The following is a 22913-nucleotide window of genomic DNA, read 5'->3' on the forward strand; positions in this document are numbered from 1 at the left end:
CGAAGGCGAGCCTATTGGCGACGCCCGAAACTCGGCCGCTTCGGATCGTACGTCCAGCCGGGCACCAGATAACGCATCGCCATCGCATCGTCGCGCGCCGTGCCGCCGACTTCCCGATACAGCGCATGCGCGGCCTCGACCTGCGCCATGTCGAGCTCGATCCCGAGCCCCGGCCGCTCGGGCACGGCCACCCGGCCGCCGACGATCTCGAGCGGTTCGCGCGTGAGCCGCGCGTCGCCTTCCTGCCAGATCCAGTGCGTGTCGATCGCGGTGATCGTGCCGGGCGCCGCGGCGGCCGCGTGCGTGAACATCGCGAGCGACACGTCGAAGTGGTTGTTCGAGTGCGAACCCCACGTGAGTCCCCAGTCGCGGCACAGCTGCGCGAGCCGCACCGAGCCCTGCATCGTCCAGAAGTGCGGATCGGCGAGCGGGATGTCGACCGCCTGCAGCCGCACCGCGTGATCCATCTGACGCCAGTCGGTCGCGATCATGTTGGTCGCGGTCGGGATGCCGGTCGCCCGCCGGAACTCGGCCATCACCTCGCGGCCGGAGTAGCCGGCCTCCGGCCCGCACGGGTCCTCCGCATACGCGAGCAGATGGCCTTGCCCGCGGCACAGCGCGACCGCTTCGTCGAGCGACCACGCGCCGTTCGGGTCGAGCGTCGCGCGCGCGTCGGGAAAGCGCGCCTTGATCGCCGCGATCGCTTCCATCTCGTCCGCGCCGGCCATCACGCCGCCCTTCAGCTTGAAATCGACGAAGCCGTAGCGCTCGACCGCGGCCTCGGCCTGCTGCGCGATCGCGGCCGGCGTGAGCGCGGCTTCGTTGCGCAGACGGAACCACGGGTCCCGCGCCTGCGCTTCGTCGCGATACGGCAGGTCGGTGCGGCGCCGGTCGCCGATATAGAAGAGATAAGCGAGCATCGGCACCGCGTCGCGCTGCTGGCCTTCGCCGAGCAGGGCCGCCACCGGCACGTCGAGATGCTGGCCGAGCAGGTCGAGCAGCGCGGCCTCGATCGCGGTGATCACGTTGTCGAGCCGTAGGTTGATCTCGTGCGGCTGGCGCAGCACGGCCGCCTCGCCGGCCGACGTCACCTCGTGCCGGATCGTGCGCCCGGCACCCGCATCGCTGCCGGACAGCGCCGCGCGCACCGTGTTGAGCGTCGCCTGGTAACGGCCGATCGACTGGCCGGTCACGAGATCGGTCATCCGCTCGAGCGCATGGCGGATGCCTTCGCCGCCGGGCACTTCGCCGACGCCCGTGTGGCCGCTGCTGTCCTTGAGGATCACGAGGTTGCGCGTGAAATACGGCGCGTGCGCGCCGCACAGGTTCAGCAGCATGCTGTCGCGGCCGGCGACGGGGATCACCTGCATGCGCGTGACGCGCGGGGTGCCGGCACGGCGGGATTCGGACATCGGTTCGCTCCTGGTTCCGTTGATGCACGGGCTGCCGGACGCGCCGGCGCGGCCCGCGCCGTTCAGTTCAGCTCGACGCGGCGAATTTCGCCGACGACGAACAGGTAGCAGATCACGGCAACGAGCGCGTGCGCGACGACGTAGACGAGCGCGCCGTTGAACGAGCCGCTGCGGTCGACGATATAGCCGATCGCGATCGGCGTCGTGATGCTGGAAAGGTTGCCGCAGGTGTTGAGCAGCGCGCCGCTCAGGCCGGCGATCTGGCGCGGCGCGGTGTCGGCGTTGACGGCCCAGCCGAGCGCGCCGAGCCCCTTGCCGAAGAACGACAGCGCCATGAACAGCACGACCAGCACGTGCGAATCGGTGTAGTTGCAGACGATCATCGACATCGACAGCAGCATGCCGATCACGATCGGCACCTTGCGCGCGACCGACAGCGATTGGCCCTGCTTGAGCAGCGCGTCGGACACGATGCCGCCGAGAATCCCGCCGAGGAACCCGCACACGGCGGGGATCGACGCGACGAGCCCCGCGTTGAGGATCGACATCCCGCGCGCCTGCACGAGATAGACGGGAAACCACGTGATGAAGAAGTAGGTGAGCGCGTTGATGCAGTACTGCGCGACGTACACGCCGACGAGCATCCGGTTCCTCAGCAGCGCCTTCACGTGACGCAGCGACGGTCCGCCGTCGCGCGCGCCGGTCGCCTGGTCGATGTTGACGAGCGCACCGCCTTCGGCGAGGTAGTCGAGCTCCGCGCGGTTGATGCGCGGGTGCGCCTTCGGGTCGTACATCGTGCGGTTCCACACCAGCACGAACGCGAAGCCGAGCACGCCCATCACCGCGAACACCGACTGCCAGCCGAACGCGTGCACGAGCCAGCCCATCAGCGGTGCGAACACGACGGTCGCCGCGTACTGCGCGGCATTGAAGATCGCCGACGCGGTGCCGCGCTCCGAGGCCGGGAACCAGGTGGACACGATCCGGCTGTTGGCCGGGAACGACGGCGCCTCGGCCGCGCCGACGAGGAAGCGCAGCGCGAACAGCAGCGCGAATGCGGCCGCCCCGCCGAAGAAGCCGATGCCGCCCTGCAGCAGCGTGAACAGCGACCAGAAGAAGATGCTGAACGCATAGACGATGCGCGACCCGAAGCGGTCGAGCAGCCAGCCGCCCGGCAGTTGCGCGATGACGTACGACCAGCCGAATGCCGAGAAGATGAAGCCCATCTGCACGTGGCTCAGGTGCATCGCGCGGGCGAGTGCCGGGCCCGCGATCGCGATCGCCGCGCGATCCGCGTAGTTGATCGTCGTGACCGCGAACAGCACGGTCAGCACGAGCCAGCGCACGCGGGTGCGCCGGGCCGTTGCCGACGCGGACGCCGGCAATGCGTGAAGCGGATTCATGACTGTCTCCTCCGAAGAGCGGAAGGTGCCGTCGTGCGGCTGCGCGTCGGGTGCGCGCGTTTTTTCGTGGTGAGGTTGCCGGCCGGAGGCCGGACGCCGATGCCCCGGGACGGGGCGTCCGGATCATTCTGTCATGGCGAAAATTGCACTTTCATGCCAATTACTGACTTGATCGATTCAGGATTTGAATCGATCGGTCGCGTCGAGATATCAAATTTTTACCCGGGTGATATTGACATTCAATTTATACCCGGATAAAAATAGCGCCATTCTGATTGCTGCCCACGGGCGACCACGATGACACTTTCCGCGCTTTTCCCTTCCTACTCGGCGTTCGACGGCCACCGCCGCATCGCGTCCGGCCCCCTCGCGGCTGTGGCGGTCGCGGTCCGGCAGGCGTCCGGCGACACGATGTCCGGCACGATCGTGATCTTCGACGACGCGACCGGCCGCGCGATCGACCTCGACCTGCGCGGCACGGCGGACGATATCCGCGCGCGTTACACGGCGGCACCAGCCGATGCGCCGGCGCCAGCCGGCGAGCCGGCTGGCGCCGGCGAACAACGCGGCCGCGGCCGCCCGAAGCTCGGTGTCGTGTCGCGCGAGGTCACGTTGCTGCCGCGTCACTGGGACTGGCTCGCCGCGCAGCCGGGCGGCGCGTCGGTCGCGCTGCGCAAGCTCGTCGAGGACGCGCGGCGCACGCATGCGGCGGCCGACCGGCGTCGCGGCGCGCAGGCGCGTGCGTACCACTTCATGTCGGCGATCGCGGGCGACCTGCCCGGTTTCGAGGAGGCCGCGCGTGCGCTGTATGCGAACGACCTTGCGCGGATGGCCGAGCTGATCGCCGGCTGGCCGGACGACGTGCGCGACCACGCGCTCGCGCTGGCGCGCGGCGATCTGCCGCCGTCGTCCGAAGACTGCTGACGGAGCGCCGAGGCGATGACCGTATTCGACCTGAATCACGGTGCGATCGCGCCGGTCGCCGACGAGGTCGACCTGGTCGACCTGCGCGTGACCGGCACGATCCCGCCCGAACTCGACGGCACGCTGCTGCGCAACGGCCCGAATCCGCCGGGCGGCCGTTTCGACGGGAACGACGTGCTGTCGTGGTGGCCGGAAGCGGCGATGCTGCACGCGATCGCGTTCGAAAACGGCCGCGCGGCCGGCTACCGGAACCGCTGGGCGCGCACGCGGCGCTGGGCCGCCGTGCATGCCCCCGCGCAGGCGCCGCACCTGTCCGACACGAATCCGAACGTGAACGTGCTGCTGCATGCGGGCGAATTGCTCGCGCTGGCCGAAGGCGGCGCGCCGCTTGCGATCACCGCCGCGCTCGACACGCTCGGTGCGCCCGCGCGGCACGCGGCGTTCGGCGGCGCGATGAGCGCGCATCCGAAGGTCGATCCGGTGACGGGCGAACTGATCCTGTTTCGCGCGGACTGGCGCGAACCGTGGCTGCGCTACGGCGTCGCGGACGCGCAGGGCGTGCAGCGCGTCGACCTTGCCGTCGAGGTGCGCGCACCGTCGATGATGCACGACCTCGCGATCACCGAAACCCGCAGCCTGCTGCTCGACCTGAACGTCGGCTACGACTTCGCGATGCTGAAGCAGGGGCACCGGATGCCGCTGCGCTGGCACGACGACCGCGACGCGCGGATCGGCGTGATCCCGCGCCACGGCGGCGACGTGCGCTGGTTCGGCATCGAGCCGTGCTTCATCCAGCACGTCGTGAACGCGTACGACTGCGACGCGTCGTGCATCGTGCTCGATGTGGTCCGCTATCCGTGGTTCCTGCGGCTCGACGCGCGCACCGGCCGCTTTGCCGACAATCCGGTCGGCGAGCTGTGGCGCTACGTGATCGACACCGCGAACGGGCTGGTCGACGAAGGGCCGCTCGCCGACGGCGGCATCGAGCTGCCGCGCATCAACGAAAGCCGGACGGGGCGCGGCTACCGCTACCTGTATGCGGCCGAGCAGCCGAACAATGCGGAAATGCGCGGCGTGATGCGCTTCGACCACGTGCGCGGCACGACGACGCGCTACGCGGTGCCGGCCGGCGACCAGAACGGCGAGCCGGTGTTCGTGCCGCGCCCGGGCGGCAGCGACGAGGACGACGGCTGGCTGCTGGTGGTGGTCTACCGCGCGGTGACGGATACGAGCGACGTCGTGATCCTCGATGCGCGCGCGATCGATGCGGCGCCGGTCGCGACGGTGCACCTGCCGCGTCGCGTGCCGGCCGGGTTCCACGGCGCGTGGGTGCCGCGCGCACGTTGAGCGGCCGCGCGCGTCACCGCGCGCGCAGCGCGTCGACGATGTTCAGCCGCGCGGCGCGCATCGCCGGCAGGAACCCGCCGACGAGCCCCATCAACAGCGAGAACAGCAGCGTCTTCACGACGATCGCGGGCGTCAGCACGAAGCGGAACGACAGGTCGGAGAAGGTCTGGAAGTTGGTCGTCGAGAACGACGCGAACTCCATCAGCGACGCGCACGCGAGCCCCGCGACGCCGCCGGCGAAGCCCAGCAGCAGCGCCTCCAGCAGGAACGCGGCGAGCACGTTCATGCGCTTGAAGCCGAGCGCGCGCAGCGTGCCGATCTCGGCGGTGCGGTTCGAGACCGACGCGTACATCGTGATCATCGCGCCGATCATCGCGGCGATCGAGAAGATCGTCGACAGCGTGATGCCGAGGATGTTGATGAAGGTCGACAGCGCCTTCGACTGGTCGCCGTAAAACGTCTGCTCGCGTTTCGCTTCGTCGGTCAGGCGCGGGTCGACGTCGATGTCGGCCTTGAAGCGCGCGAAGCCGTCGGCGCTCGGGATGCGCAGCACCATCGACGAGTAGCTGGAGCGCCGGAACGACTGCATCAGCTGGTCGACGTCGCCCCAGATCTCCGAATCGAAGCCGCTGCCGCCGGCGTCGAACACGCCGACGACGGTCCAGTCGCGCTGCGCGAAACGCAGGCGGTCGCCGAGCTGCGTGCCGCTGAAGCCTTTCGCGATCGCGCTGCCGACGACGATTTCCGACGAGCCCGGCGCGAACGTGCGGCCGGCCACGCGCTTCACGCGCGGCCGCAGCGCGAGGCCGGCCGGCGACACGCCGCGAATCACGACGTTCGACGGCTTGCCGGTCGACGTCTTCACGAGCGAGATCAGCACGACGGCTTCCTTCGACACCCGCGGCCGGCCGTCGGGGCCGAGCGCGACGGCCGGATGCATCTCGAGCGCGTTGGCCTGCTGGTGGTCGATCGAACTCTGGATCTCGGTTTCGGCGCCCTTGCGGATCACCACGACGTTGTCCGGTTCGCCGGTCGACACGAGCGTCTTCGTGAGCCCCGCATCGAGCATCTGCACCGTCGCGAACACGAAGATCACGAGCGCCATGCCGCCCGCGGTGAGCGCGGTGGTGAGCCGCCGGGTCCACAGGTTGCGCGCGATGTAGGTCAGCGGAATCGCCATGCGCCTACCCGATCGCCCGCAGGCCTTCGACCACGCGCACGCGCGCGGCCTGCCACGCCGGCACGAGCGCGGCCGCGAGGCCGACCGCGCCCGAGCACGCGGCCTGCAGCGCCATCGTCCCGGCCGACACCTTGAACACCGGGAAGATCCCGCCGGCGGCCTGCTTGAACAGGACCGCGGCCGGCGGCGTCGCGAGTATCCCGAGCGCGCCGCCGACCACCGCGATCACGACCGATTCGCCGAACACGATCAGCGCGAGAAAGCCCGGGCCGAAGCCGAGCGCCTTCAGCGTCGCGTATTCGGCGGTGCGTTCGCGCGCGCTCATCGCCATCGCGTTCGCCATCACGGCCATGATGATCAGGATCACCACGTACGACACGACGCGGATCGCCGCGATGATCTGGTTCGACATCGCGACGAAGCCGAGCTGGAACGCCTGCTCGGTCTCGGTCAGCGTTTCGGCGAGCGAGTTCCTGAACACCGCGTCGACGTTGCGCGCGATTGCGGCGCCGTCGTCCGGATTCGCGACGCCGAGCACGAACACGCCGACCTGGTCGGCCTGTTTCGGCGTGCGCTTGCGCACCGTCTCGTTCAGGTAGTCCCAGTGGAACACCAGCTGGCGCGTGATCGTCGAGTCGTCCCGGCCGTCGAGAATGCCGCGCACGACGAAATCCCACGTGCCCGGATAGATCGTGCCCTTCAGCGGAATCACGTCGCCGATCCGGAAGCCGAACTGGGTCGCGAGCTGCCGCCCGACGAGGCAGCCGCGGCGGTCGCGGTCGTAGTCGGCGCGCTGCTGCGCCGGGAGGATGAATTCGGGATACAGGTCGAGGTAGTTCTCCGACACCGCAAAGCTCGCGAAGAAGTTCTTCGGGTCGCGGTACACGCCGCCGAACCAGTTCGAGCGGACCACGGCCGTCACGCCGTCGACGCCGCGAATCCGGTTCTCGTAGCTGACCGGCAGCGGGAACACGAGCGAGATCGCGTTGCGGGTGACGAGCCGGCCGCTGGACGCGGCGGCCGCGCCCGCGTACCACGCGTCGACGACGGTGTGCAGCAGCCCGAACGCCAGCACCGCGATGGTCAGCCCGAGCACGGTCAGCAGCGTGCGCAGCCGGTGCCGCAGCGCATTGCGCGCGATCAGCTTCAGCACGATCATCTTGCGCGCTCCCGTCCGTCAGACGGCGTGCCCATCGATCAGCTCCCCTTTTTCCAGATGCACGAGCGCGCGCGCGGCGGCGGCCGCGTGCGCATCGTGGGTCACCATGATGATCGTCTTGCCGAGCTCGGCGTTCATTCGCTGCAGCATCGCCAGCACGTCGCTGGCCGACGCGCGGTCGAGGTCGCCGGTCGGCTCGTCGGCGACGATCAGCACCGGATCGGTGATCAACGCGCGCGCGATCGCGACGCGCTGCTGCTGGCCGCCCGACAGCTCGGACGGGTAATGGCTGGTCCGGTCGCCGAGGTTCACCATGTCGAGCACCAGTTCGACGCGCTCGCGCCGTTCGCGGCGCGACAGGGGCGTGAGCATCAGCGGCAGCTCGACGTTCTCGAACGCGGTGAGCACCGGCATCAGGTTGTAGAACTGGAAGATGAAGCCGACGTTCGCCGCGCGCCATTCGGCCAGTTGCGCTTCCTCGAGCCGCGTGATGTCGAGGCCGCCCACGCGCAGTTCGCCGCTGTCGGGCCGGTCGATGCCGGCGACGAGATTGAGCAGCGTGCTCTTGCCGGAACCCGACGGCCCCATCAGCGCGATGAAGTCGCCTTGGCCGATGTCGAGCGTGATGTCGGTCAGCACCGGCACGACCTGGTTGCCGCGCCGGTACGACTTCGCGACGTGGCTGATCTCGACGAGGGGCGGCGAGGCGTCGTTCACGCGCGCCACGCTATTTCTTCGCGACGGTCACTTTCGCGCCGTCCTTCAGCTTCGCGCCCGGCGCGAGCACGACCATGTCGCCGGGCTTCACGCCGCGGATCGCGACGAGTTCGCCGATCCGCGTGCCGGTCGTCACCGCCGCCGCATGCACGGTGTCGTCCTTCACGACGAACACGACCGGCCGGCCGTCGCGCTCGACCACCGCGCTCGCCTGCACGGCCGTCACCGGCTGCCGGTCCTGCGGCGACGCGGGCTTCGACAGGAACGCGATCTTCGCGCTCATGTCGGGCAGCACGCGCTCGTCGCGGTCGACGAAACGCACCTTCACGAGCACCGTCGCCTTCGAGCGGTCGACGGTCGGCACGATGCGCGACACGCGGCCCGCGAAGCGCATGTCGGGCAGCGCGTCGAGCTGGATCTCGCACGGCTGCTCAGCCCGGATCTTCGCGATGTTCGATTCGGCGACATCGGCCTCGACCTCGAGCGTGTCCATGTCGGCGATCGTCACGACCGCGCCCTTGCTGTCCGACGCGGACGAGAACGGCGTGATGTTGTCGCCGACGTTCGCATGCTTCGCGAGCACGATCCCGTCGAACGGCGCACGGATCACCGTCTGGTCGACCGCGACCCGCGCGGCCTGCGCGTTCGCTTCGGCGGATGCGATCGCGGCCTGGTCGCTGTTGACCGACGCGCGCGCCTTGTTCACGCGCGCCGTATCGGTGTCGAGCAGCGCGGCCGGCACCGCGCCCTTCGGCGCGAGCACCGTGGTGCGGCGCAGCGCGATCTCGGCGTCCTTCAGTTCCGCCTGCGCGACGCCGAGGTTTGCGCGGGAGACCTTCACCTGGGCGAGCGCCTGCGCCAGCGACGCCTCGACGTCGCGGCTTTCGAGCCGCGCGATGATCTCGTCCTTCTTCACGCGCGTGCCTTCGAGCACGCCGAGCCATTCGACGCGTCCCTGGCCCTTCGACGCGACCGCGGCCTTGCGCTGCGGCACGACGTAGCCGGTTGCATTGAGCAGGGTGTCGTTCTGGTACGGGTAGGCCGACGTGACGGAAGCCGTGTCGACCGTCGGCCGGCCGGTGAGCGCGAGCGCGGCGACGATCGCGACGATGACGAGCGCGGCGGCCACCGCATAGCGGCCCCACCGGCGCCGGCGTGGCACCGGTGCGATCGGACGCCGCTCGATTTTCAGTTTGTCCAGATTGTGTTCGGGCAATTTGAGTGCCTCGAGACGGCGGCGGCCTGGCGACCGCCCGCGCTCCGGTTTCCGGGGAAAGGGACGGATGGATGACCAGTATAGCGTCGCGGGGCAGCGCGCGAGAGCCGGTTTGCCGAGCCGCCGCGGCCGCCGGCGGCGGGCCGTGCGATGGCGGATACGCGTGGCGGGGCGGCCGGAAGCCGGCATCGTCGGGGAAAACCCGAGAGGCGCAAGCCGCGTGTCAACTCGCCGCGAAGGTGGCGCGTTGTGGAGCCAGTACGTCAGTCTTTGTCGCGGCGAAACGGCGCAAGCCGGCCGCCCGGCGGCGACCGGAAACCCCGGCGCGACTGGTGTTCCGATGCGAATGCCTCGCATCTCTTACCGGTACGTTTGACTTTTTCTCCGCTAAAGGAAGAACAATGAAGAAGACGCTCGCTTCGATCATGACTGCAGCATTCGCACTCGCATCGGTTTCGGCATTCGCACAGGAGGCGGCTTCGGCGCCGGCAGGCGACGCGATGGCGCCCGCTTCGGCACCGATGAAGAAGGATCACAGCAAGCCGAAACACCAGCTGAAGACCCACGGCTCGGCGAAGGGCAAGGCGAAGGCCGCTGCTGCTTCGGCTGCCGGCACGAACGACAAGGGCGCGGCAAACTAAGCGCTTCGCCCGGGGCCGGCATTGCCGGCCGTCAGTCGAAAAACCCCGCATGCTTCGGCATGCGGGGTTTTGTTTTTTCAGGCGTCGCCAAGGCTGGACGGAGGTGCTGGCGCACGCATCGCGTCGACCACCGAACGCATGCGCCGCCAGTGCGAGCCTTCCCAGAACACGCGCCGGCACACGTCGCACGCGGCGAAGCGCCGGTGCCGCTGCCGGACGCCGTCCGGCACGCGCGGCGCGGCGGCGGCCGCGTCGAGCGGATGCAGCGGCGCATTGCAGCGCAGGCACAGCCGGAACGGCCGCATGTGCGGCACGAGGTCGAGCCGTGCGAACAGCTCGCGCAGCTGCGCGTCCGGCTGCTGCGCGTGCAGGTAGCAGCCGCGCGCGACCGCGCGCCGCTTCAGCAGCTCGCGGTCGCGGGTCAGCACGATCCTGCCTTCGCGCGCGGCGAGCGCAACGAGTTCGTCGTCGCGGTAGTGGTTGTCGTAGCAGGTGTCGAAGCCGGCGAGGCGCAGCAGTTGCGCGAGGCCGCCGAGATGCGCGTCGGCGACGAAGCGCCATGGCTCCGGTTGCGGTGCGGTTGCACCGTTCGATGCCTGCCGCGCGCGTTCCGGAAACGCTTCGACACGGTCGCCGTCGTCGAGCGGCCGGTCGAGCGTGGCCGGCGCCTCGTTCACGCGAAGCCGGCCGATTTCGGTATGCGGGACGCCGAGCGCCTCGATCGCATGCTTCACCGTCGCATCGCGTGCGCACGCGTGCCCGAACGCGCGGTCGCGCTGCGCGCGCGGGAGAAAGGCGTTCAGTTCGTCGTGGAAGCGGAAGGTCGCGGTCGCCATCCGTGCAGTATCGCACCGCGCACGGCCGAAGGCAGGCGCTGCAGACGGCCGGCAACTGTGTTTAACTCCCCGCTTCACTGGGCGAAGGAGCAGGCAATGGATCTCGGATTTATCGGGCTGGGCGAAATGGGGCAGGCGATCGCGACGAACCTGCTGAAGGCGGGACATGCGGTGCGGGTCTGGAACCGGTCGCGCGAGCGTGCCGAGCCGCTCGCCGCGCTCGGCGCGCGGATCGTCGCGTCGCCGGCCGACGCGTTTCGCGGCGATGCCGTGTTCTCGATGCTCGCCGACGATGCGGCCGCGCGCGAGGTATTCGACGATGCGCTGCTCGCGCAGGCGCCGCGCGGCCTGATCCACGTGAACATGGCGACGGTATCGGTCGCGCTCGCCGAATCGCTCGCGCATGCACACGCGTCGCGCGGCCTCCAGTATGTCGCCGCACCCGTGATGGGGCGCCCGGACGTCGCGGCCGCCGCGCGCCTGACGATCATGGCCGGCGGCCCGGCCGAGGCGATCGACCGCGTGCAGCCGCTGTTCGACGCGGTCGGCCAGAAGACCTGGCGGTTCGGCTCGCTGCCGCAGCATGCGAACGTCGCGAAGATCGCGGCGAACTTCACGCTCGCGTCGGCGATCGAGACGCTCGGCGAGGCGTCCGCGCTGCTCGGCGCGCACGGCGTCGCGATGCGCGATTTCCTCGACGTGATCACGAACAGCGTGTTCCCCGGGCCGGTCTACGAAGGCTACGGCGGAATGATCGCCGAGCGCAGCTACGAACCCGCGCGATTCAAGGCGCGCCTCGGGCTGAAGGACGTGCGGCTCGCGCTGCAGGCCGGCGACGCGGCGTCGGTGCCGCTGCCGGTGGCGAGCGTCGTGCGCGACAGCCTGCTCGACGCGCTCGCGCACGGCGGCGGCGAACAGGATTTCGCGGTGCTCGGCGAAGTCGCGCTGCGCCGCGCGGGCCGTTGAGCCGGAGCGGGACAGAAACGCCACGCACGCGGCATAATCGGCAGTTCGTTTCTCTTTCGGCCGGGGTGGTCATGAACCTGCATACGTGGTGGCTTTTCGTGGCGACGGTGTTCGTCGTGTCGGCGATTCCGGGACCGAACATGCTGCTCGTGATGACGCACGGCGCGCGGCACGGGCTGCGCCGCTCGTCGTCGACGATGGCCGGCTGCCTGAGCGCGCTGGTGCTGATGCTGGCGGTGTCCGCGGCGGGGCTCGGCGCGGTCCTCGAGGCCTGGCCGGCGATGTTCGATGCATTGCGCTTTGCGGGCGCGGCCTACCTGATCTATCTCGGCGTGAAGGCATGGCGCGCACGCGTCGACGATGCGCCGGCCGCCGACGTCGATGCCGTCTTGCAGGGCGCATCGGCATCGCGCTGGGCGCTGTTCCGCAATGGTTTCCTGGTCGCGGGCAGCAACCCGAAGGCGATCCTGTTCGCGGCCGCGTTGCTGCCGCAGTTCATCAATGCATCCGAGCCGACGCTGCCGCAGTTCGGCATCCTCGTCGTCACGTTCGCGGTGATCGAGGTCAGCTGGTATCTCGTCTACGCGTCGTTTGGCACGCGCATCGGCGCGACGCTGAAGAGCCAGAGCGTCGCGAAGGTCTTCAACCGGCTGACGGGCGGCATCTTCGTCGGCTTCGGCGCGATGATGGCGCTGGTTCGCCACTGAGTTCGGCCCGCGCGGCCTGCCGGACGCCCCGCACCTCGTCAGAGGGCGGGGCGTTCTCATATGCGGGCCCGCGTCACGCGCGCGGCCACGCGGTGGCGCCCCTCCGGCGCCCGGCTGACACGCCGAACGCGGCGGCCGCACCCGCAAACGCGAAGCCGACGCCGCACACGGCGCGCCACCCGTCCCACGCCCACGCGCTGCCCGCGAGGGCCGCGCCGAGTGCGCCGCCGACGAAGAACAGCCCGACGAACAGCCCGTTCAGACGCCCGCGTGCGGCCGGGTTCAGCAGGTTGATTTCCCGGCGGCCGATCGTCTGGTCGACGATCACGCCCGCGTCGAGCAACGCCGCGCCGCCGGCCAGCAGCGCCAGCGCGACGCCGCGATGCGCGTGCGCATCGAAGCCGAACCAGCCGGCGCCGGCGATGCCGAGCACGGTGAGTGCCGCGAGCATCGTCACGTGCGCGATGCGCCGCGCGGCCGGGCCATGACCGCGATCGCCGGCGCGGCCGGCCAGCGGTGTGACGATCGCGCCGCTCGCGCCGGCGAACGCGAACAGCGCGATGCCGTGCAGGTCGAGGCCGAACGGCGGCTGGGCGAGCCGCAGCCCGACGGCGGTCCAGAACGCGCTGAACGCGGCCATCGCGAGCGCGGCCGACAGCGCATGCCGGCGCAGCACCGGTTCGTCGGCCAGCAGGCGGCCCATCGACGCCAGCAGCGCGCGATAGCCGTCGGTCGCCGACGGCACGCGCGGCGGCAAGCGCAGCGCGAGCACCGCCGCGATCGCCGCGTTCGCGAGCGCGGCCAGCGCGTAGAACGCGCGCCAGCCGGCCGTGCCGGCTATCAGGCTGGCGAGCGGTCGCGACAGCAGGATGCCGAGCATCAGTCCGCTCATCACGTTGCCGACCGCGCGCCCGCGCTGCGCTTCGGGCGCCATCGACGCGGCCATCGGCACCAGCATCTGGATCACGCTCGACGCGGCGCCGGCGGCCAGCGTCGCCAGCAGGAAGACGGTGCCGGAACGCGTGAATGCCGGCAGCGCGAGCGCGGCCGCGCACGCGACGAGCGTCATGACGATCAGGCGGCGGTTCTCGAGCAGGTCGACGAGCGGCACCAGCAGCACGAGGCCGGCCGCGTAGCCGAGCTGCGGCAGCATCGCGACGAGGCCCGTGAGGCCGGGCGGCAGCCGCAGGTCGGCGCTGATCGGGCCGGTCAGCGGCTGCGCGGCAAACAGGCCCATCACGATCACGCCGACCGTCGCGGCGAAGAAGAGTGTCATGCCCGCGCTCAGTGCGGGCGGTGTGCCGAGCGCGGGGTGGCCGGCGGCGGGGCAGGAGTCGGCAGGGCAGGAGTCGGCAGGGCAGTTCATCGGAAGCCAGGGAGTCGAGCGAAGGAATCCCCATCGTAGGCGGCGGGTGTTTATGCCACAATTGAAATATGTCTAACATGATTATGCGAGTTTGCTTTGAATACGCGTGATCTCCAGGCGTTCGTCGCGGTAGTCGACAGCGGGTCGATGGTCGCCGCCGCCGCGAAGCTTCATCTGACGCAGCCGGGCCTCACCCGGCGCGTGCAGCACCTCGAAACGCTGCTGGGCATGCCGCTGCTCGAGCGTCAGAGCAAGCCGCTGAAGCCGACCGCCGCCGGTCGTGACGTCTATGCGCTCGCGCGCAATGTGCTGGGCGCGGTCGACGAATTGATGGCGGCGGGCGCACCGGACAGCGAGCCGTCGGGCGAACTGCGCATCGGCGTGCCGCCGTTCCTGTCCGAGCTGGCGCTCGAGCGGCCGATCGACCGGCTGCGCGACGCGTTTCCGCGGCTGACGCTGCGCGTGACGGCCGGCTGGTCGCCGGCGCTCGTGCAGGGCATCGAGCGCGGCACGCTCGATGTCGCGACGGTGATGGTGCCGGCCAGCGCGGCGCTGCCCGACACGCTGACGGCCACGCTGCTCGGCATGCAGCCGACGGTGCTCGTCGCCGCGCGCGATTTCCCGCTGCCGGACGGCCCGCTGTCGCTCGACGTGCTGTCCGGTTTCCCGTGGGTGCTGAGCCAGGACGGCTGCGGGATGCGTTCGGCGCTGAGCCGTGCGCTTGGCGCGGCCGGGCTGCCGTTCGACGTCGCGGTCGAGGCGTTCGGCTCGGAGTTGCAGCTGTCGCTCGTCGCGCGCGGCGCCGGCATCGGCATCGCGTCGCCGAACGCGCTGGCGCGCAGCGCGCATCGCGATGCGCTGCGGGTGGTGGAAACGGCGGGGCTGGAGACGCGGATCAACGTCTGGATCGTGCACGGCGCGCTGCCGGGCCGCCTGACGCGGCCGGTCGCGCTGCTGCGCGATGCGCTGGGAGCGGTGCTCGACCGGGAGAATGGCAAGGGGTCTGAATCGAACTAGCGATCTAGAGTGCGCATTCGAGGGAAAATCCTGATTTTCTCTATGGAAATGTTGCAATGCGGAAATCGATTCGCTATAGTTACACCTGTCTCCTCCATGTCTCCTCTGATATGGATTCAGCCCGCCTCTTAGGCGGGCTTTTTTTTGCCCGCGATTTTGCCGCGGGCCATCCATTCGTCCTTCGTCCGTTCCCGTTGCCGGCGTCAGAACTTGTAGGTCATCCCGACGTAGCTGATGATCGGGTCGGCCTTCAGGTCCGATTTCGACTCGGAGAGCACCGTGCCGTCGGCCGCCTTGATCGTCACCGTCGACGTCGTCTTCAGCGGGATGTAGGTCACCGACGCGATCAGCCCGAAATGCTCGGTCATGTTGTACTGCAGGCCCGCGTTGAACACCGGCTGCCATGACGACGACGCCTTCGCCTCCACCGATGTCGTACCCGGCTTGCCCGCGCCCGCCGCGAGAATCGCGCCGAGGTTGTCCTGCGTCTGCTTGATGAAGTTCGTGTTGAGCTGCAGGTCGCTGAACCAGTTGTACGACACGCCGAGGCCGAGGAACGGCCGGAACTTCGCGGTCGCCTGCCCGAAGTAGTACTGCAGCAGGACCGCCGGGCTCCACTGCCGCACGCTCTTCACGATCGGGTTCACCGACGCGAGCCCGATGTTCTGCGTGCCGAGCGCGCCGGCAGGTCCTGGCGGCTTGATCGTGCCCTGGCCCGACACCTTGAACACCGGCGGCACGCCGGCCACCGACGTGACCGCGATGTGGTCGGTCAGGAAGTGGCTGACCGTCAGGCCGACCGTATCGGCGCCGCTCGTACGCAGCCCGGTGCCCGGCGACGTGAACGACGGCGGCAGCCGCAGCGGCGTGTTGATCGGCGTCGGCGCGACGTTGGTCGTCATCGGCGTGCTGCTTTGCTGCGGCATCACGTGGAACCAGCCCAGCGTGACGACGTTGCTGCCGGCGCTCTGCGCGTGCGCCGCGAGCGGCGCCAGCACGGCGGCGCCGGCCGCCGCGCAGAGAAGGGTTTTCTTCATCACGGCTTCCCCCTCCGCTTACTGGACGAATGCGCCGATCGTGAAATACGGCGTCGATCCGGCGTTGTCGAGGAACCCGAACACGCCGCCCGTGAAGATGAACTTGCCGGTCGGCGACGTGCTGCCCGAACCCGTGTGGATCGTCGTGACCGTGCCCGGCACCTTCTGCGTGTAGTCGAGATCGAGGACTCTCGTGAGCGACGCCTGCGACGGCTGGAACGGATCGAGCAGCGTCGCCTGGTTGTTGATCAGCGCGGTGGTCCGGTAATTGAACTCGCTGTCGACGCCGATGTACTCGCCGTTCTGCGAACCGACCGTGACCGCCGTCTGCGGCGAAAGGATCGAGATGCTCGACTCGTCGTCGGCGGTCAGGCCCGGCACGCCGTTGCTGTCCGGCGTCGGGTTCGGGTTCGCGACACCGGTGCGCACGAGGATCGGCACCAGCTGGTTGCGCAGCTTGCCGACGATCATGAAGCCCTTGCCCTGTGGCGTCGCCGACAGCGTCGGCTTCAGCTGGCTCGCGTAGTTGTTCGACTGGAACGCACCGCTGCCGTCGGCCGACTGCACGAAGTTCGTGCCCTGCTGCGCGCACGCGCCGCCGGCGAACTGACCGGTCGAGTCGCACTTGGTCCACGTGCCGTCCGCGTTGATCGTCACCTTGGCATCGATCGATGCCGGCGCGAATTTTTGCGACGGCACTTCGCCGAAGCCGACGTGGCTGTACGTGCCCGCGACCTTCGTGATGTCGGTTTCGATCGACGAGAAGCCGATGAACGGGTAATACGGGAATTTCGTGTCGGGCACCGCGGCCTGGCCGAGCACGCCGTCGAACTGGATCTCCTTGCCGGGAATCGTGCCGCCCGCGACGCCGAAGCCGACGAAGATGCGCGCCGGCCGCGACGCATCCAGGCTCGCGCCGTTCAGCCGGAACGCGCACTGGTTGAGCTTGTTGGTCGGCAGCAGCGTTTCCTGCGTGAGCGTGCCGCTGTCGACGGTGCCCGCGCGGGTCGGCGTGACGGTGCCCGTCTTTTGCGGAACCGGCGATTCGACATAGGTGACCTGCCAGGTCATCTTGGTCGTGTCCAGCTGGACCTTGGCCAGTTCGCCGCTGCCGGCGCCGCCCGTGTATACGGTGCTGTAGTCGAGCGACGCCGGGCACAGCCGGTCTTCGACGAGCGGGGGCGGATTGTCGCTGCCGCCGCCGCATGCGGAAAGAAGGGGGGCGGCAAGGGCCGCCGCCAGAATGAGGTTGCGCTTCATGTTGCTCCTCCAGATTTGTCTTGTCGGGCGGCCGGCTCCCTGTCGGCCGCTTCTGTTGCTTGTGCTCGTGCTGCCCGCGTCGTGCCGGACGCCGTCGTTTCGTGCCTTTCCTGCATCCCGCGGCGGCGCACCGCCCGCCGCCGCGTCCCCGATCGTTACTTGCTGATCTGCGCGCCCACGCCGAAGTACGGCGTCGACGACGTGCTCGAGTTCGCCGACGTCGACGTGACGCCGCCGTTCACCGTGCCCTGGATCAGCGCCGCGTACAGGCCGCCCGTCGCGATCACCACGCCCGATGCGGACGGGTAGGTCGCACCGCTCGCCGGCGTCGTCGTCGTGTTCAGCAGGCCCGGCGTGCCCTGGCCGTAGTCGAGCGTGAAGCCGTCTTCTTCAGCCTGCGTGGTCGGGTTGATGAACGACGCGTTGCTGCCGCGGATCAGTGCGGCCGTGTACTTGAAGTTCGAGTCCGCGCCCGCGTAGCCGCCGTCGATCGCGCCCGACTGGATCGCGCTCGCCGCGCCGAGCACCGCGATGCCCGACTCGTCGTCGACCTTCGCGTCGGTATGCAGCGCCAGGTCCGTGCCCAGATACACGTAGCCCGTGCGGACCACCACCGGCACGGTCGCGCCGTTGAGCTGGCCGATCACCATGTGCGCGGTCGCCGACTTGCCGGTCGCGCCGATCAGCGGCAGTTGCGTCTGCGGCAGGATCTGCGGTGCCTTCGTGCTGTCGAGGTAGCCGCCGTTCGCGGTGTTGACGGTCCACGGATCGCCGGTCGTCAGGCAGCCGCCCGACGCCGTCGACGTGCACGCGCCGTTCGCATCGAACGTCTCGCTCGAATTCGTGCCCTTCGTCGCGTAGTTGCCTGACGGCACGAGGTGATAGAGCAGCGCGTTGTAGGTGCCCGGCAGCTTCGTGAGGTCGGTCGTCGTGTTCGCGAAGCCGAGGAACGGATAGAAGTCGAAGTGGCGGTTCGGCACCTGGCCGACGTTCTTGTAGAGCGGGACGCCGGCGACGGTGATCGTCAGCCCGTCGTACTGCACCGTCGCACCGGGGATGCCGCCGCCCGCGACACCCATGCCGACCAGCAGCATCGGCGGGTTCGCATGGTTGAAGTCGGCGGCCGTCGAATAGGTCGAGCCGTTCGGTGCGGCGCCCGAACCCGGCGTGAGGACGAAGGCGCAGCGCGTCTGTTCCGCGGTCGGCAGCGTGCCGGTCGGCGGATGAATGACCTTGCCGGTGATCGTGGTGCCGGCGCGGGTCGGCGTGACCGTGCCGGTCGCGAGCGGAATCGGCGATTCGAGCCACTTGAGCGTGTACGTCATCGCTACCGCGTCGATGTTGACGCTGACGATCTCGCCGCTACCGGCGCCGCCGAGGTACGTGCTCTTCACGATGTCGGCATCGGCCGGGCACAGCGCGCCGTTGACGGGCTGCGACGGCGGCGGCCCTTGCGTGCCGCAGCTCGATCCGGAACATTGGGGGGCGTCGATCGGCGCGGGCGTGCCGCCGTCCCCTCCACCACAGGCAATCAGGAAAGGTGCGATGGCAAAGGCCGTTGCCACCCCCTTCGATAAGGCGTGCGACATGCCGCTGTCTCCAGTCGTTTAATTGTGCGAGCTAATGTCGCTGCCCGGATTTTTGCTGTCAATTGATGAACTCGTCTAAAAAAGGCGATTGAAACAAAAGGGGCGTCACGAATCCTTGCAGACTGGGGATTTCAGTAAGAATTAAAACGCGCGGAGGGCGGTGGAGTGCTGCCGAAGTGGGGCGGATGCCACGCACGGACGGCTCCCGGAGCCTTCCCGCGTATAACGGCAGTGTTTAAAGCGAGGGTATCCGGTTTATCCCTATTCGGGATTGACTGGAGAAAGCCGGTACGAAATTAATTCCCCGGTAATCGCGCAATGGAAAGCTTGTAAATATTTGTAAATGCGCTGTCCGGATTTTATATATTGCCTGATACGGATAAATAAAAAGCCGGCCAGCGGCCGGCTTTGCATCGCGTGCAAGCGGGATCAGCGCTTGAGGCCCGTATCCTCGGCGGCACCGATGTTGAGGTTCATGCACTGGATCGCGGCGCCCGATGCACCCTTGCCCAGGTTGTCGAGGCGCGCGACCGTGACGAAGCGTTCTTCGTTGCCGAACACGAACAGGTCGACACGGTTCGTGTCGTTGTTCGCCTGCACGTCGAAGAAGCCGCTGTCGAGATTCGCATCCGCGTTGAACGGCGCGACGCGCACGAACGGTTCGTCCGCGTAGTACTCGGCGAACACGCGCTGCACGTCCTGCGGCGTCGCGCGCTTCGCGAGCTGTTCCGGCGAGAAGTAGGTCGTCACGGCCAGGCCTTTCAGGAACGGCCCGACGATCGGCGTGAAGATCGGTGCGTGCGCGAGGCCCGTGTGAGCGGCCATTTCCGGCAGGTGCTTGTGCGCCAGCGCGAGCGCATACGGACGCGGGCTCGCGAGCTTGCCGCCGGGCGCCGCGCTTTCGTATTCGGCGATCATCGACTTGCCGCCGCCGCTGTAGCCGGTGATCGAGTAGCTGTGCGCGGCGAAGGTCGGCGCGACGATGCCGGCATCGACGAGCGGACGCATCGCGAGCACGAAGGCCGATGCGTGGCAGCCCGGCACGGCGATGCGCTTCGACGTCCGAATCTTCTCGCGCTGCGCGCGGGTCAGTTCCGGCAGGCCGTACGCCCAGTCAGCGCTCGTGCGGAACGCGGTGCTCGCGTCGATCAGCGTCGTGTTCGGGTTCTCGACCAGCGATGCCGATTCGCGCGACGCGACGTCCGGCAGGCAAAGGAACGTGACGTCCGACGCGTTGATCAGGCGGCGGCGCTCGTCGACGTCCTTGCGCTTCGCTTCATCGATGCGCAGGATCTCGATGTCGTTGCGCGCCGACAGGTATTCGAAGATCTTGAGGCCGGTCGTACCTTCCTGGCCGTCGACAAAAACTTTGGTGCTCATTTCGCTCTCACTGAATGAAACGGGAGCCGCGGCGCCCTGAAACCGCCATTCTAAGACGTCATCCGGCGGGCCTGCACCGCACGGGGCGAAAAAAAGACGGCCCGCGGACCGTCTTGCGTCCCTTTCACGCGCCGGCACCGCGTCGCCGCGCCACCGGCGATGCGAGCGGGCGGGCGCCCCCGGGCGCGTTCAGCGGCTGCCGGCCACCCAGCGGGCCGTCGCTTCGGCGACGCGCCGGCCGAACGCCTTCGCGGTGTCGAGGTCGCCCGGCAGCGGGCCCTCGTCGGGCGTCGCGTCCGCCGGCGACTGCGCGAGCAGGCCCGTGAAGCCGCCGACGTAGTTGATGTCGTTGCGCGTGGCCGCCTTCGAGTTGGCCGGCATCATGCCGGTGCCGACCCACACCATCCCATGTTGCATCGCCAGCGTGACGAAATACTGAATCGTCGAGAACTTGTCGCCGTTCATCGTCGCGGAGTTCGTGAAGCCCGCGGCGATCTTGTCCTTCCACTTCTGCGTGAACCACGGTTTCGACGTGGCATCGGCGAACTGCTTGAACTGTGCGGACGGGCCGCCCATGTAGGTCGGCGCGCCGAAGACGATCGCGTCCGCCGCGTCGAGCGCGGCCCAGCCCGCGTCGTCGAGTTCGCCGACGGCGATCAGGCGTGCGGTGGCGCCGGCGTCCTGCGCGCCCGCGTGGACGGCGTCGGCCAGTTTCTGCGTGTGACCGTAGCCGCTGTGATAGACGATGACGATGTTCGACATGAAGCGTTCTCCGGAAGAGGGCGAAACGGCGGGCGCCGCGGCCTGCCGCGTCACGCGCCGCACTCGGGCGGCGCGACGGATGCGCGACGGGATGCCGCGATCGGTGCAGCCGAGTCTAGCAAGCCGAAATGACGGGAAAAAAGCGCGCGTCGCGCGCCTGGAAGTTCGCAGGCGCGGGCAATCGCGACCCGAACATGCGGCGGCGCGCGACTGCTTACTGCCCGTAATTGACCGTGAGCCGCGCGGTGCCGATCGTCAGCGTGCCGATCTCGTGCTCGAACATCGGTGCGGGGCGCCCTTGCGCGACGCGCAGGTCCGTGCCCTTCAGCGCATGGACGGTGATCACGTAGCGGTGCGGCTTGCCGGGCGGCGGGCACGGGCCGCCGTAGCCGTCGATCCCGAAGTCGTTGCGCGCCTCGCTCGCGCCGATGCGCCGCAGGAACCCCGACGCGCTCGCATCGGCCGGCAGGCTCGTGACGCTCGCCGGGATGCCGGCGACGGCCCAGTGCCACCAGCCATGCCCCGGCGCATCGGGATCGAAGATCGTGATCGCGTAGCTGCGCGTGCCGGGCGGCGGATTGCGCCAGCTCAGCTGCGGCGAACGGTTCTCGCCCTTGCAATCGCCGCGGTCGAACACGTTCGCGGCGCCGACGCGCCCGCCGGGCGTCAGTTGGCTGCTCGACACGGTGAACGGGCCTTCCGCCCGCGCGGGCGGAACGGCGATCGCGACGCACGCGGCGGCGCAGAGAAGGGCGGCGATGAACGGAGACGGACGACCCGGAGACGCAGGCGAAGTGATCCGGCGATCCACACGCATATGGCGCTTCTCCCGTCACGTGGGCCGGGCCGATGCTCCCGGCGTTGTTGGCGTTGTGCGTTGCCCGCGCAGCTGATGGCGGCGATGGATCAAGTCTAGCATTAGGGTTCGATGAACGATGCATGCCGCGGCCCGCGATTCGGCACGACGCTGATCCGGATCGACGGACGAAAAAAAACCGCTCGCGATGAAGCGAGCGGTTTTTCCAGCCAGGGTGCCGGCCTGCGTGCCGGCACGGCGTCATTCCTTCGGGGCCGTTGCGCCGCCGTGCGCGGCCGACCACTCGGCCGGCGCGTGCAGGAACTTCTCGACTTCGTCGAGCGTCTTGGTCTCGAAGTAGCCCGATGCCTTCGCGACGCGCAGCACGTCCCACCAGGTCGCCAGCGCGTGCAGGTCGACGTCGATGTCCTTCAGGACCGACACGCTTTCCTTGAAGATGTTGTAGTGGAACAGCACGAAGCAGTGGTTCACCGTCGCGCCCGCGGTGCGCAGCGCGTTGACGAAATTGATCTTGCTGCGGCTGTCGGTCGTCAGGTCTTCCACCAGCAGCACGCGCGAGCCTTCTTCCAGATGACCCTCGATCTGCGCGTTGCGGCCGAAACCCTTCGGCTTCTTGCGCACGTACTGCATCGGCACCATCATGCGGTCCGCGAGCCATGCCGCGAACGGGATGCCGGCCGTCTCGCCGCCCGCCACCGAGTCGATCTGCTCGAAGCCGACGTCGCGCATGATCGTCGTTTCCGCCATTTCCATCAGCGCACGACGCACGCGCGGATACGAGATCAGCTTGCGGCAGTCGATGTAGACGGGGCTTGCCCAGCCGGACGTGAAGATGAACGGTTTTTCGGCGTTGAAGTGCACCGCCTGCACTTCGAGCAGGATTTTGGCGGTCGTATCCGAGATCGACTGACGATCGTAGCCTGTCATGGGCATTCCTTGGGTGATGAGCGAAGAGCGGGCGCGGGCCCGGTGGCGCAGCAAGGGGAACCTGCCCGAGGGGCCGGGGTGCGATCGGCGGGCCAATCGCATCGCTGCGCGCGTAGCCGGCTATTTTACCCGATTCAGGCCGGTTTTCGGCGGAATTCGCGCAGGTTCGGCGCGCGGCTCACCACCGGCGAAACAAACGGGGCGCGACCGGCCCGATGCTGATGCCGGGGATGCGGCGCCGCACCAACGG

At 68.9% G+C, this 22913-nt stretch carries 21 protein-coding genes; 6 read left to right on the top strand and 15 right to left on the bottom strand.

Annotated features, from left to right (window positions below; genetic code table 11):
- Window positions 1–11 precede the first annotated feature (11 nt).
- Both DIE21_RS25785 and DIE21_RS25790 read right to left on the bottom strand, forming a co-directional pair.
- Window positions 12–1412: an enolase C-terminal domain-like protein gene (locus DIE21_RS25785; RefSeq protein WP_124500344.1), complete on the bottom strand. Its 1401-nt coding sequence runs from the start codon at window positions 1410–1412 to the stop codon at window positions 12–14.
- Window positions 1413–1474: 62 nt separating this feature from the next.
- Entirely contained in the window at window positions 1475–2815 is a 1341-nt protein-coding gene (locus DIE21_RS25790; RefSeq protein WP_124500345.1) for an MFS transporter, read from the bottom strand.
- A gap of 297 nt (window positions 2816–3112) precedes the next feature.
- Here DIE21_RS25790 and DIE21_RS25795 point away from each other — a divergent pair, with 297 nt between their 5' ends.
- Together DIE21_RS25795 and DIE21_RS25800 are read left to right on the top strand one after the other, a co-directional pair.
- A complete protein-coding gene (locus DIE21_RS25795; protein WP_124500346.1) occupies window positions 3113–3739 on the top strand; it encodes a DUF2239 family protein in 627 nt (208 codons plus the stop codon).
- Between the two features lie 15 nt (window positions 3740–3754).
- Entirely contained in the window at window positions 3755–5086 is a 1332-nt protein-coding gene (locus tag DIE21_RS25800) for a carotenoid oxygenase family protein (protein ID WP_124500347.1), read from the top strand.
- Between the two features lie 13 nt (window positions 5087–5099).
- On the opposite strand, the gene DIE21_RS25805 is transcribed toward DIE21_RS25800, so the two are convergent.
- From DIE21_RS25805 to DIE21_RS25820, 4 genes are read right to left on the bottom strand one after another with little or no spacing between them, the layout of a single operon-like run.
- Entirely contained in the window at window positions 5100–6266 is a 1167-nt protein-coding gene (locus DIE21_RS25805) for an ABC transporter permease (protein WP_124500348.1), read from the bottom strand.
- A gap of 4 nt (window positions 6267–6270) precedes the next feature.
- Window positions 6271–7425, bottom strand: coding sequence for an ABC transporter permease (locus DIE21_RS25810; RefSeq protein WP_124500349.1), 1155 nt, complete (start codon window positions 7423–7425; stop codon window positions 6271–6273).
- Window positions 7426–7443: 18 nt separating this feature from the next.
- Entirely contained in the window at window positions 7444–8142 is a 699-nt protein-coding gene (locus tag DIE21_RS25815; RefSeq protein ID WP_124500350.1) for an ABC transporter ATP-binding protein, read from the bottom strand.
- Window positions 8143–8152: 10 nt separating this feature from the next.
- Window positions 8153–9358, bottom strand: a complete 1206-nt coding sequence (locus DIE21_RS25820; RefSeq protein ID WP_124500351.1) for an efflux RND transporter periplasmic adaptor subunit — start codon at window positions 9356–9358, stop codon at window positions 8153–8155.
- Between the two features lie 401 nt (window positions 9359–9759).
- On the opposite strand from DIE21_RS25820, the gene DIE21_RS25825 reads away from it, so the two are divergent.
- Entirely contained in the window at window positions 9760–9999 is a 240-nt protein-coding gene (locus DIE21_RS25825) for a hypothetical protein (protein WP_124500352.1), read from the top strand.
- Window positions 10000–10076: 77 nt separating this feature from the next.
- Here DIE21_RS25825 and DIE21_RS25830 read toward each other — a convergent pair whose 3' ends face one another.
- Window positions 10077–10835 carry a Mut7-C RNAse domain-containing protein gene (locus DIE21_RS25830; RefSeq protein WP_124500353.1) on the bottom strand — a complete coding sequence of 253 codons (759 nt, stop codon included), beginning with the start codon at window positions 10833–10835 and terminating at the stop codon, window positions 10077–10079.
- 96 nt (window positions 10836–10931) lie between these two features.
- On the opposite strand from DIE21_RS25830, the gene DIE21_RS25835 reads away from it, so the two are divergent.
- Window positions 10932–11801: an NAD(P)-dependent oxidoreductase gene (locus DIE21_RS25835; RefSeq protein WP_124500354.1), complete on the top strand. Its 870-nt coding sequence runs from the start codon at window positions 10932–10934 to the stop codon at window positions 11799–11801.
- Between the two features lie 71 nt (window positions 11802–11872).
- Window positions 11873–12508: a LysE family translocator gene (locus DIE21_RS25840; protein WP_124500355.1), complete on the top strand. Its 636-nt coding sequence runs from the start codon at window positions 11873–11875 to the stop codon at window positions 12506–12508.
- 73 nt (window positions 12509–12581) lie between these two features.
- Here the strand turns inward: DIE21_RS25840 and DIE21_RS25845 are convergent, their stop codons facing one another.
- On the bottom strand, window positions 12582–13874 hold the full coding sequence (locus DIE21_RS25845) for an MFS transporter (RefSeq protein ID WP_124500356.1): 1293 nt from the start codon (window positions 13872–13874) through the stop codon (window positions 12582–12584).
- Between the two features lie 96 nt (window positions 13875–13970).
- On the opposite strand from DIE21_RS25845, the gene DIE21_RS25850 reads away from it, so the two are divergent.
- Window positions 13971–14891 carry a LysR family transcriptional regulator gene (locus DIE21_RS25850; RefSeq protein ID WP_124500357.1) on the top strand — a complete coding sequence of 307 codons (921 nt, stop codon included), beginning with the start codon at window positions 13971–13973 and terminating at the stop codon, window positions 14889–14891.
- Between the two features lie 203 nt (window positions 14892–15094).
- Here DIE21_RS25850 and DIE21_RS25855 read toward each other — a convergent pair whose 3' ends face one another.
- From DIE21_RS25855 to DIE21_RS25885, 7 genes are all read right to left on the bottom strand, one after another.
- On the bottom strand, window positions 15095–15928 hold the full coding sequence (locus DIE21_RS25855; protein WP_011350645.1) for an OmpW family protein: 834 nt from the start codon (window positions 15926–15928) through the stop codon (window positions 15095–15097).
- A gap of 18 nt (window positions 15929–15946) precedes the next feature.
- Window positions 15947–17188 (bottom strand): DUF2957 domain-containing protein, encoded by a 1242-nt coding sequence (locus DIE21_RS25860; protein ID WP_124500358.1) that lies wholly within the window; start codon window positions 17186–17188, stop codon window positions 15947–15949.
- A 155-nt stretch (window positions 17189–17343) separates the two neighbouring features.
- Window positions 17344–18777, bottom strand: coding sequence for a DUF2957 domain-containing protein (locus DIE21_RS25865; RefSeq protein ID WP_124500359.1), 1434 nt, complete (start codon window positions 18775–18777; stop codon window positions 17344–17346).
- A 429-nt stretch (window positions 18778–19206) separates the two neighbouring features.
- Window positions 19207–20157: an N-acetyl-gamma-glutamyl-phosphate reductase gene (gene argC / locus DIE21_RS25870; protein WP_124500360.1), complete on the bottom strand. Its 951-nt coding sequence runs from the start codon at window positions 20155–20157 to the stop codon at window positions 19207–19209.
- Between the two features lie 189 nt (window positions 20158–20346).
- Window positions 20347–20919: a flavodoxin family protein gene (locus DIE21_RS25875; RefSeq protein WP_124500361.1), complete on the bottom strand. Its 573-nt coding sequence runs from the start codon at window positions 20917–20919 to the stop codon at window positions 20347–20349.
- Window positions 20920–21133: 214 nt separating this feature from the next.
- The gene (locus tag DIE21_RS25880) at window positions 21134–21736 is read right to left on the bottom strand and encodes a YbhB/YbcL family Raf kinase inhibitor-like protein (protein ID WP_124500362.1); all 603 of its coding nucleotides are present in this window, start codon (window positions 21734–21736) and stop codon (window positions 21134–21136) included.
- 240 nt (window positions 21737–21976) lie between these two features.
- On the bottom strand, window positions 21977–22663 hold the full coding sequence (locus tag DIE21_RS25885; RefSeq protein WP_006752465.1) for an orotate phosphoribosyltransferase: 687 nt from the start codon (window positions 22661–22663) through the stop codon (window positions 21977–21979).
- Window positions 22664–22913 lie beyond the last annotated feature (250 nt).

The organism is Burkholderia sp. Bp9140, assembly GCF_003853425.1.
In the GTDB taxonomy this organism is placed as follows: Bacteria; Pseudomonadota; Gammaproteobacteria; order Burkholderiales; family Burkholderiaceae; genus Burkholderia.

Excerpts from the sequence above, each read along its gene's own strand:
- DIE21_RS25785 (WP_124500344.1), bottom strand. The coding sequence starts at position 1,412 with ATGTCCGAATCCCGCCGTGCCGGCACCCCGCGCGTCACGCGCATGCAG.
- DIE21_RS25790 (WP_124500345.1), bottom strand. The coding sequence starts at position 2,815 with ATGAATCCGCTTCACGCATTGCCGGCGTCCGCGTCGGCAACGGCCCGG.
- DIE21_RS25795 (WP_124500346.1), top strand. The coding sequence starts at position 3,113 with ATGACACTTTCCGCGCTTTTCCCTTCCTACTCGGCGTTCGACGGCCAC.
- DIE21_RS25800 (WP_124500347.1), top strand. The coding sequence starts at position 3,755 with ATGACCGTATTCGACCTGAATCACGGTGCGATCGCGCCGGTCGCCGAC.
- DIE21_RS25805 (WP_124500348.1), bottom strand. The coding sequence starts at position 6,266 with ATGGCGATTCCGCTGACCTACATCGCGCGCAACCTGTGGACCCGGCGG.
- DIE21_RS25810 (WP_124500349.1), bottom strand. The coding sequence starts at position 7,425 with ATGATCGTGCTGAAGCTGATCGCGCGCAATGCGCTGCGGCACCGGCTG.
- DIE21_RS25825 (WP_124500352.1), top strand. The coding sequence starts at position 9,760 with ATGAAGAAGACGCTCGCTTCGATCATGACTGCAGCATTCGCACTCGCA.
- DIE21_RS25830 (WP_124500353.1), bottom strand. The coding sequence starts at position 10,835 with ATGGCGACCGCGACCTTCCGCTTCCACGACGAACTGAACGCCTTTCTC.
- DIE21_RS25835 (WP_124500354.1), top strand. The coding sequence starts at position 10,932 with ATGGATCTCGGATTTATCGGGCTGGGCGAAATGGGGCAGGCGATCGCG.
- DIE21_RS25840 (WP_124500355.1), top strand. The coding sequence starts at position 11,873 with ATGAACCTGCATACGTGGTGGCTTTTCGTGGCGACGGTGTTCGTCGTG.
- DIE21_RS25845 (WP_124500356.1), bottom strand. The coding sequence starts at position 13,874 with ATGAACTGCCCTGCCGACTCCTGCCCTGCCGACTCCTGCCCCGCCGCC.
- DIE21_RS25855 (WP_011350645.1), bottom strand. The coding sequence starts at position 15,928 with ATGAAGAAAACCCTTCTCTGCGCGGCGGCCGGCGCCGCCGTGCTGGCG.
- DIE21_RS25860 (WP_124500358.1), bottom strand. The coding sequence starts at position 17,188 with ATGAAGCGCAACCTCATTCTGGCGGCGGCCCTTGCCGCCCCCCTTCTT.
- DIE21_RS25865 (WP_124500359.1), bottom strand. The coding sequence starts at position 18,777 with ATGTCGCACGCCTTATCGAAGGGGGTGGCAACGGCCTTTGCCATCGCA.
- argC (WP_124500360.1), bottom strand. The coding sequence starts at position 20,157 with ATGAGCACCAAAGTTTTTGTCGACGGCCAGGAAGGTACGACCGGCCTC.
- DIE21_RS25875 (WP_124500361.1), bottom strand. The coding sequence starts at position 20,919 with ATGTCGAACATCGTCATCGTCTATCACAGCGGCTACGGTCACACGCAG.
- DIE21_RS25880 (WP_124500362.1), bottom strand. The coding sequence starts at position 21,736 with ATGCGTGTGGATCGCCGGATCACTTCGCCTGCGTCTCCGGGTCGTCCG.
- DIE21_RS25885 (WP_006752465.1), bottom strand. The coding sequence starts at position 22,663 with ATGACAGGCTACGATCGTCAGTCGATCTCGGATACGACCGCCAAAATC.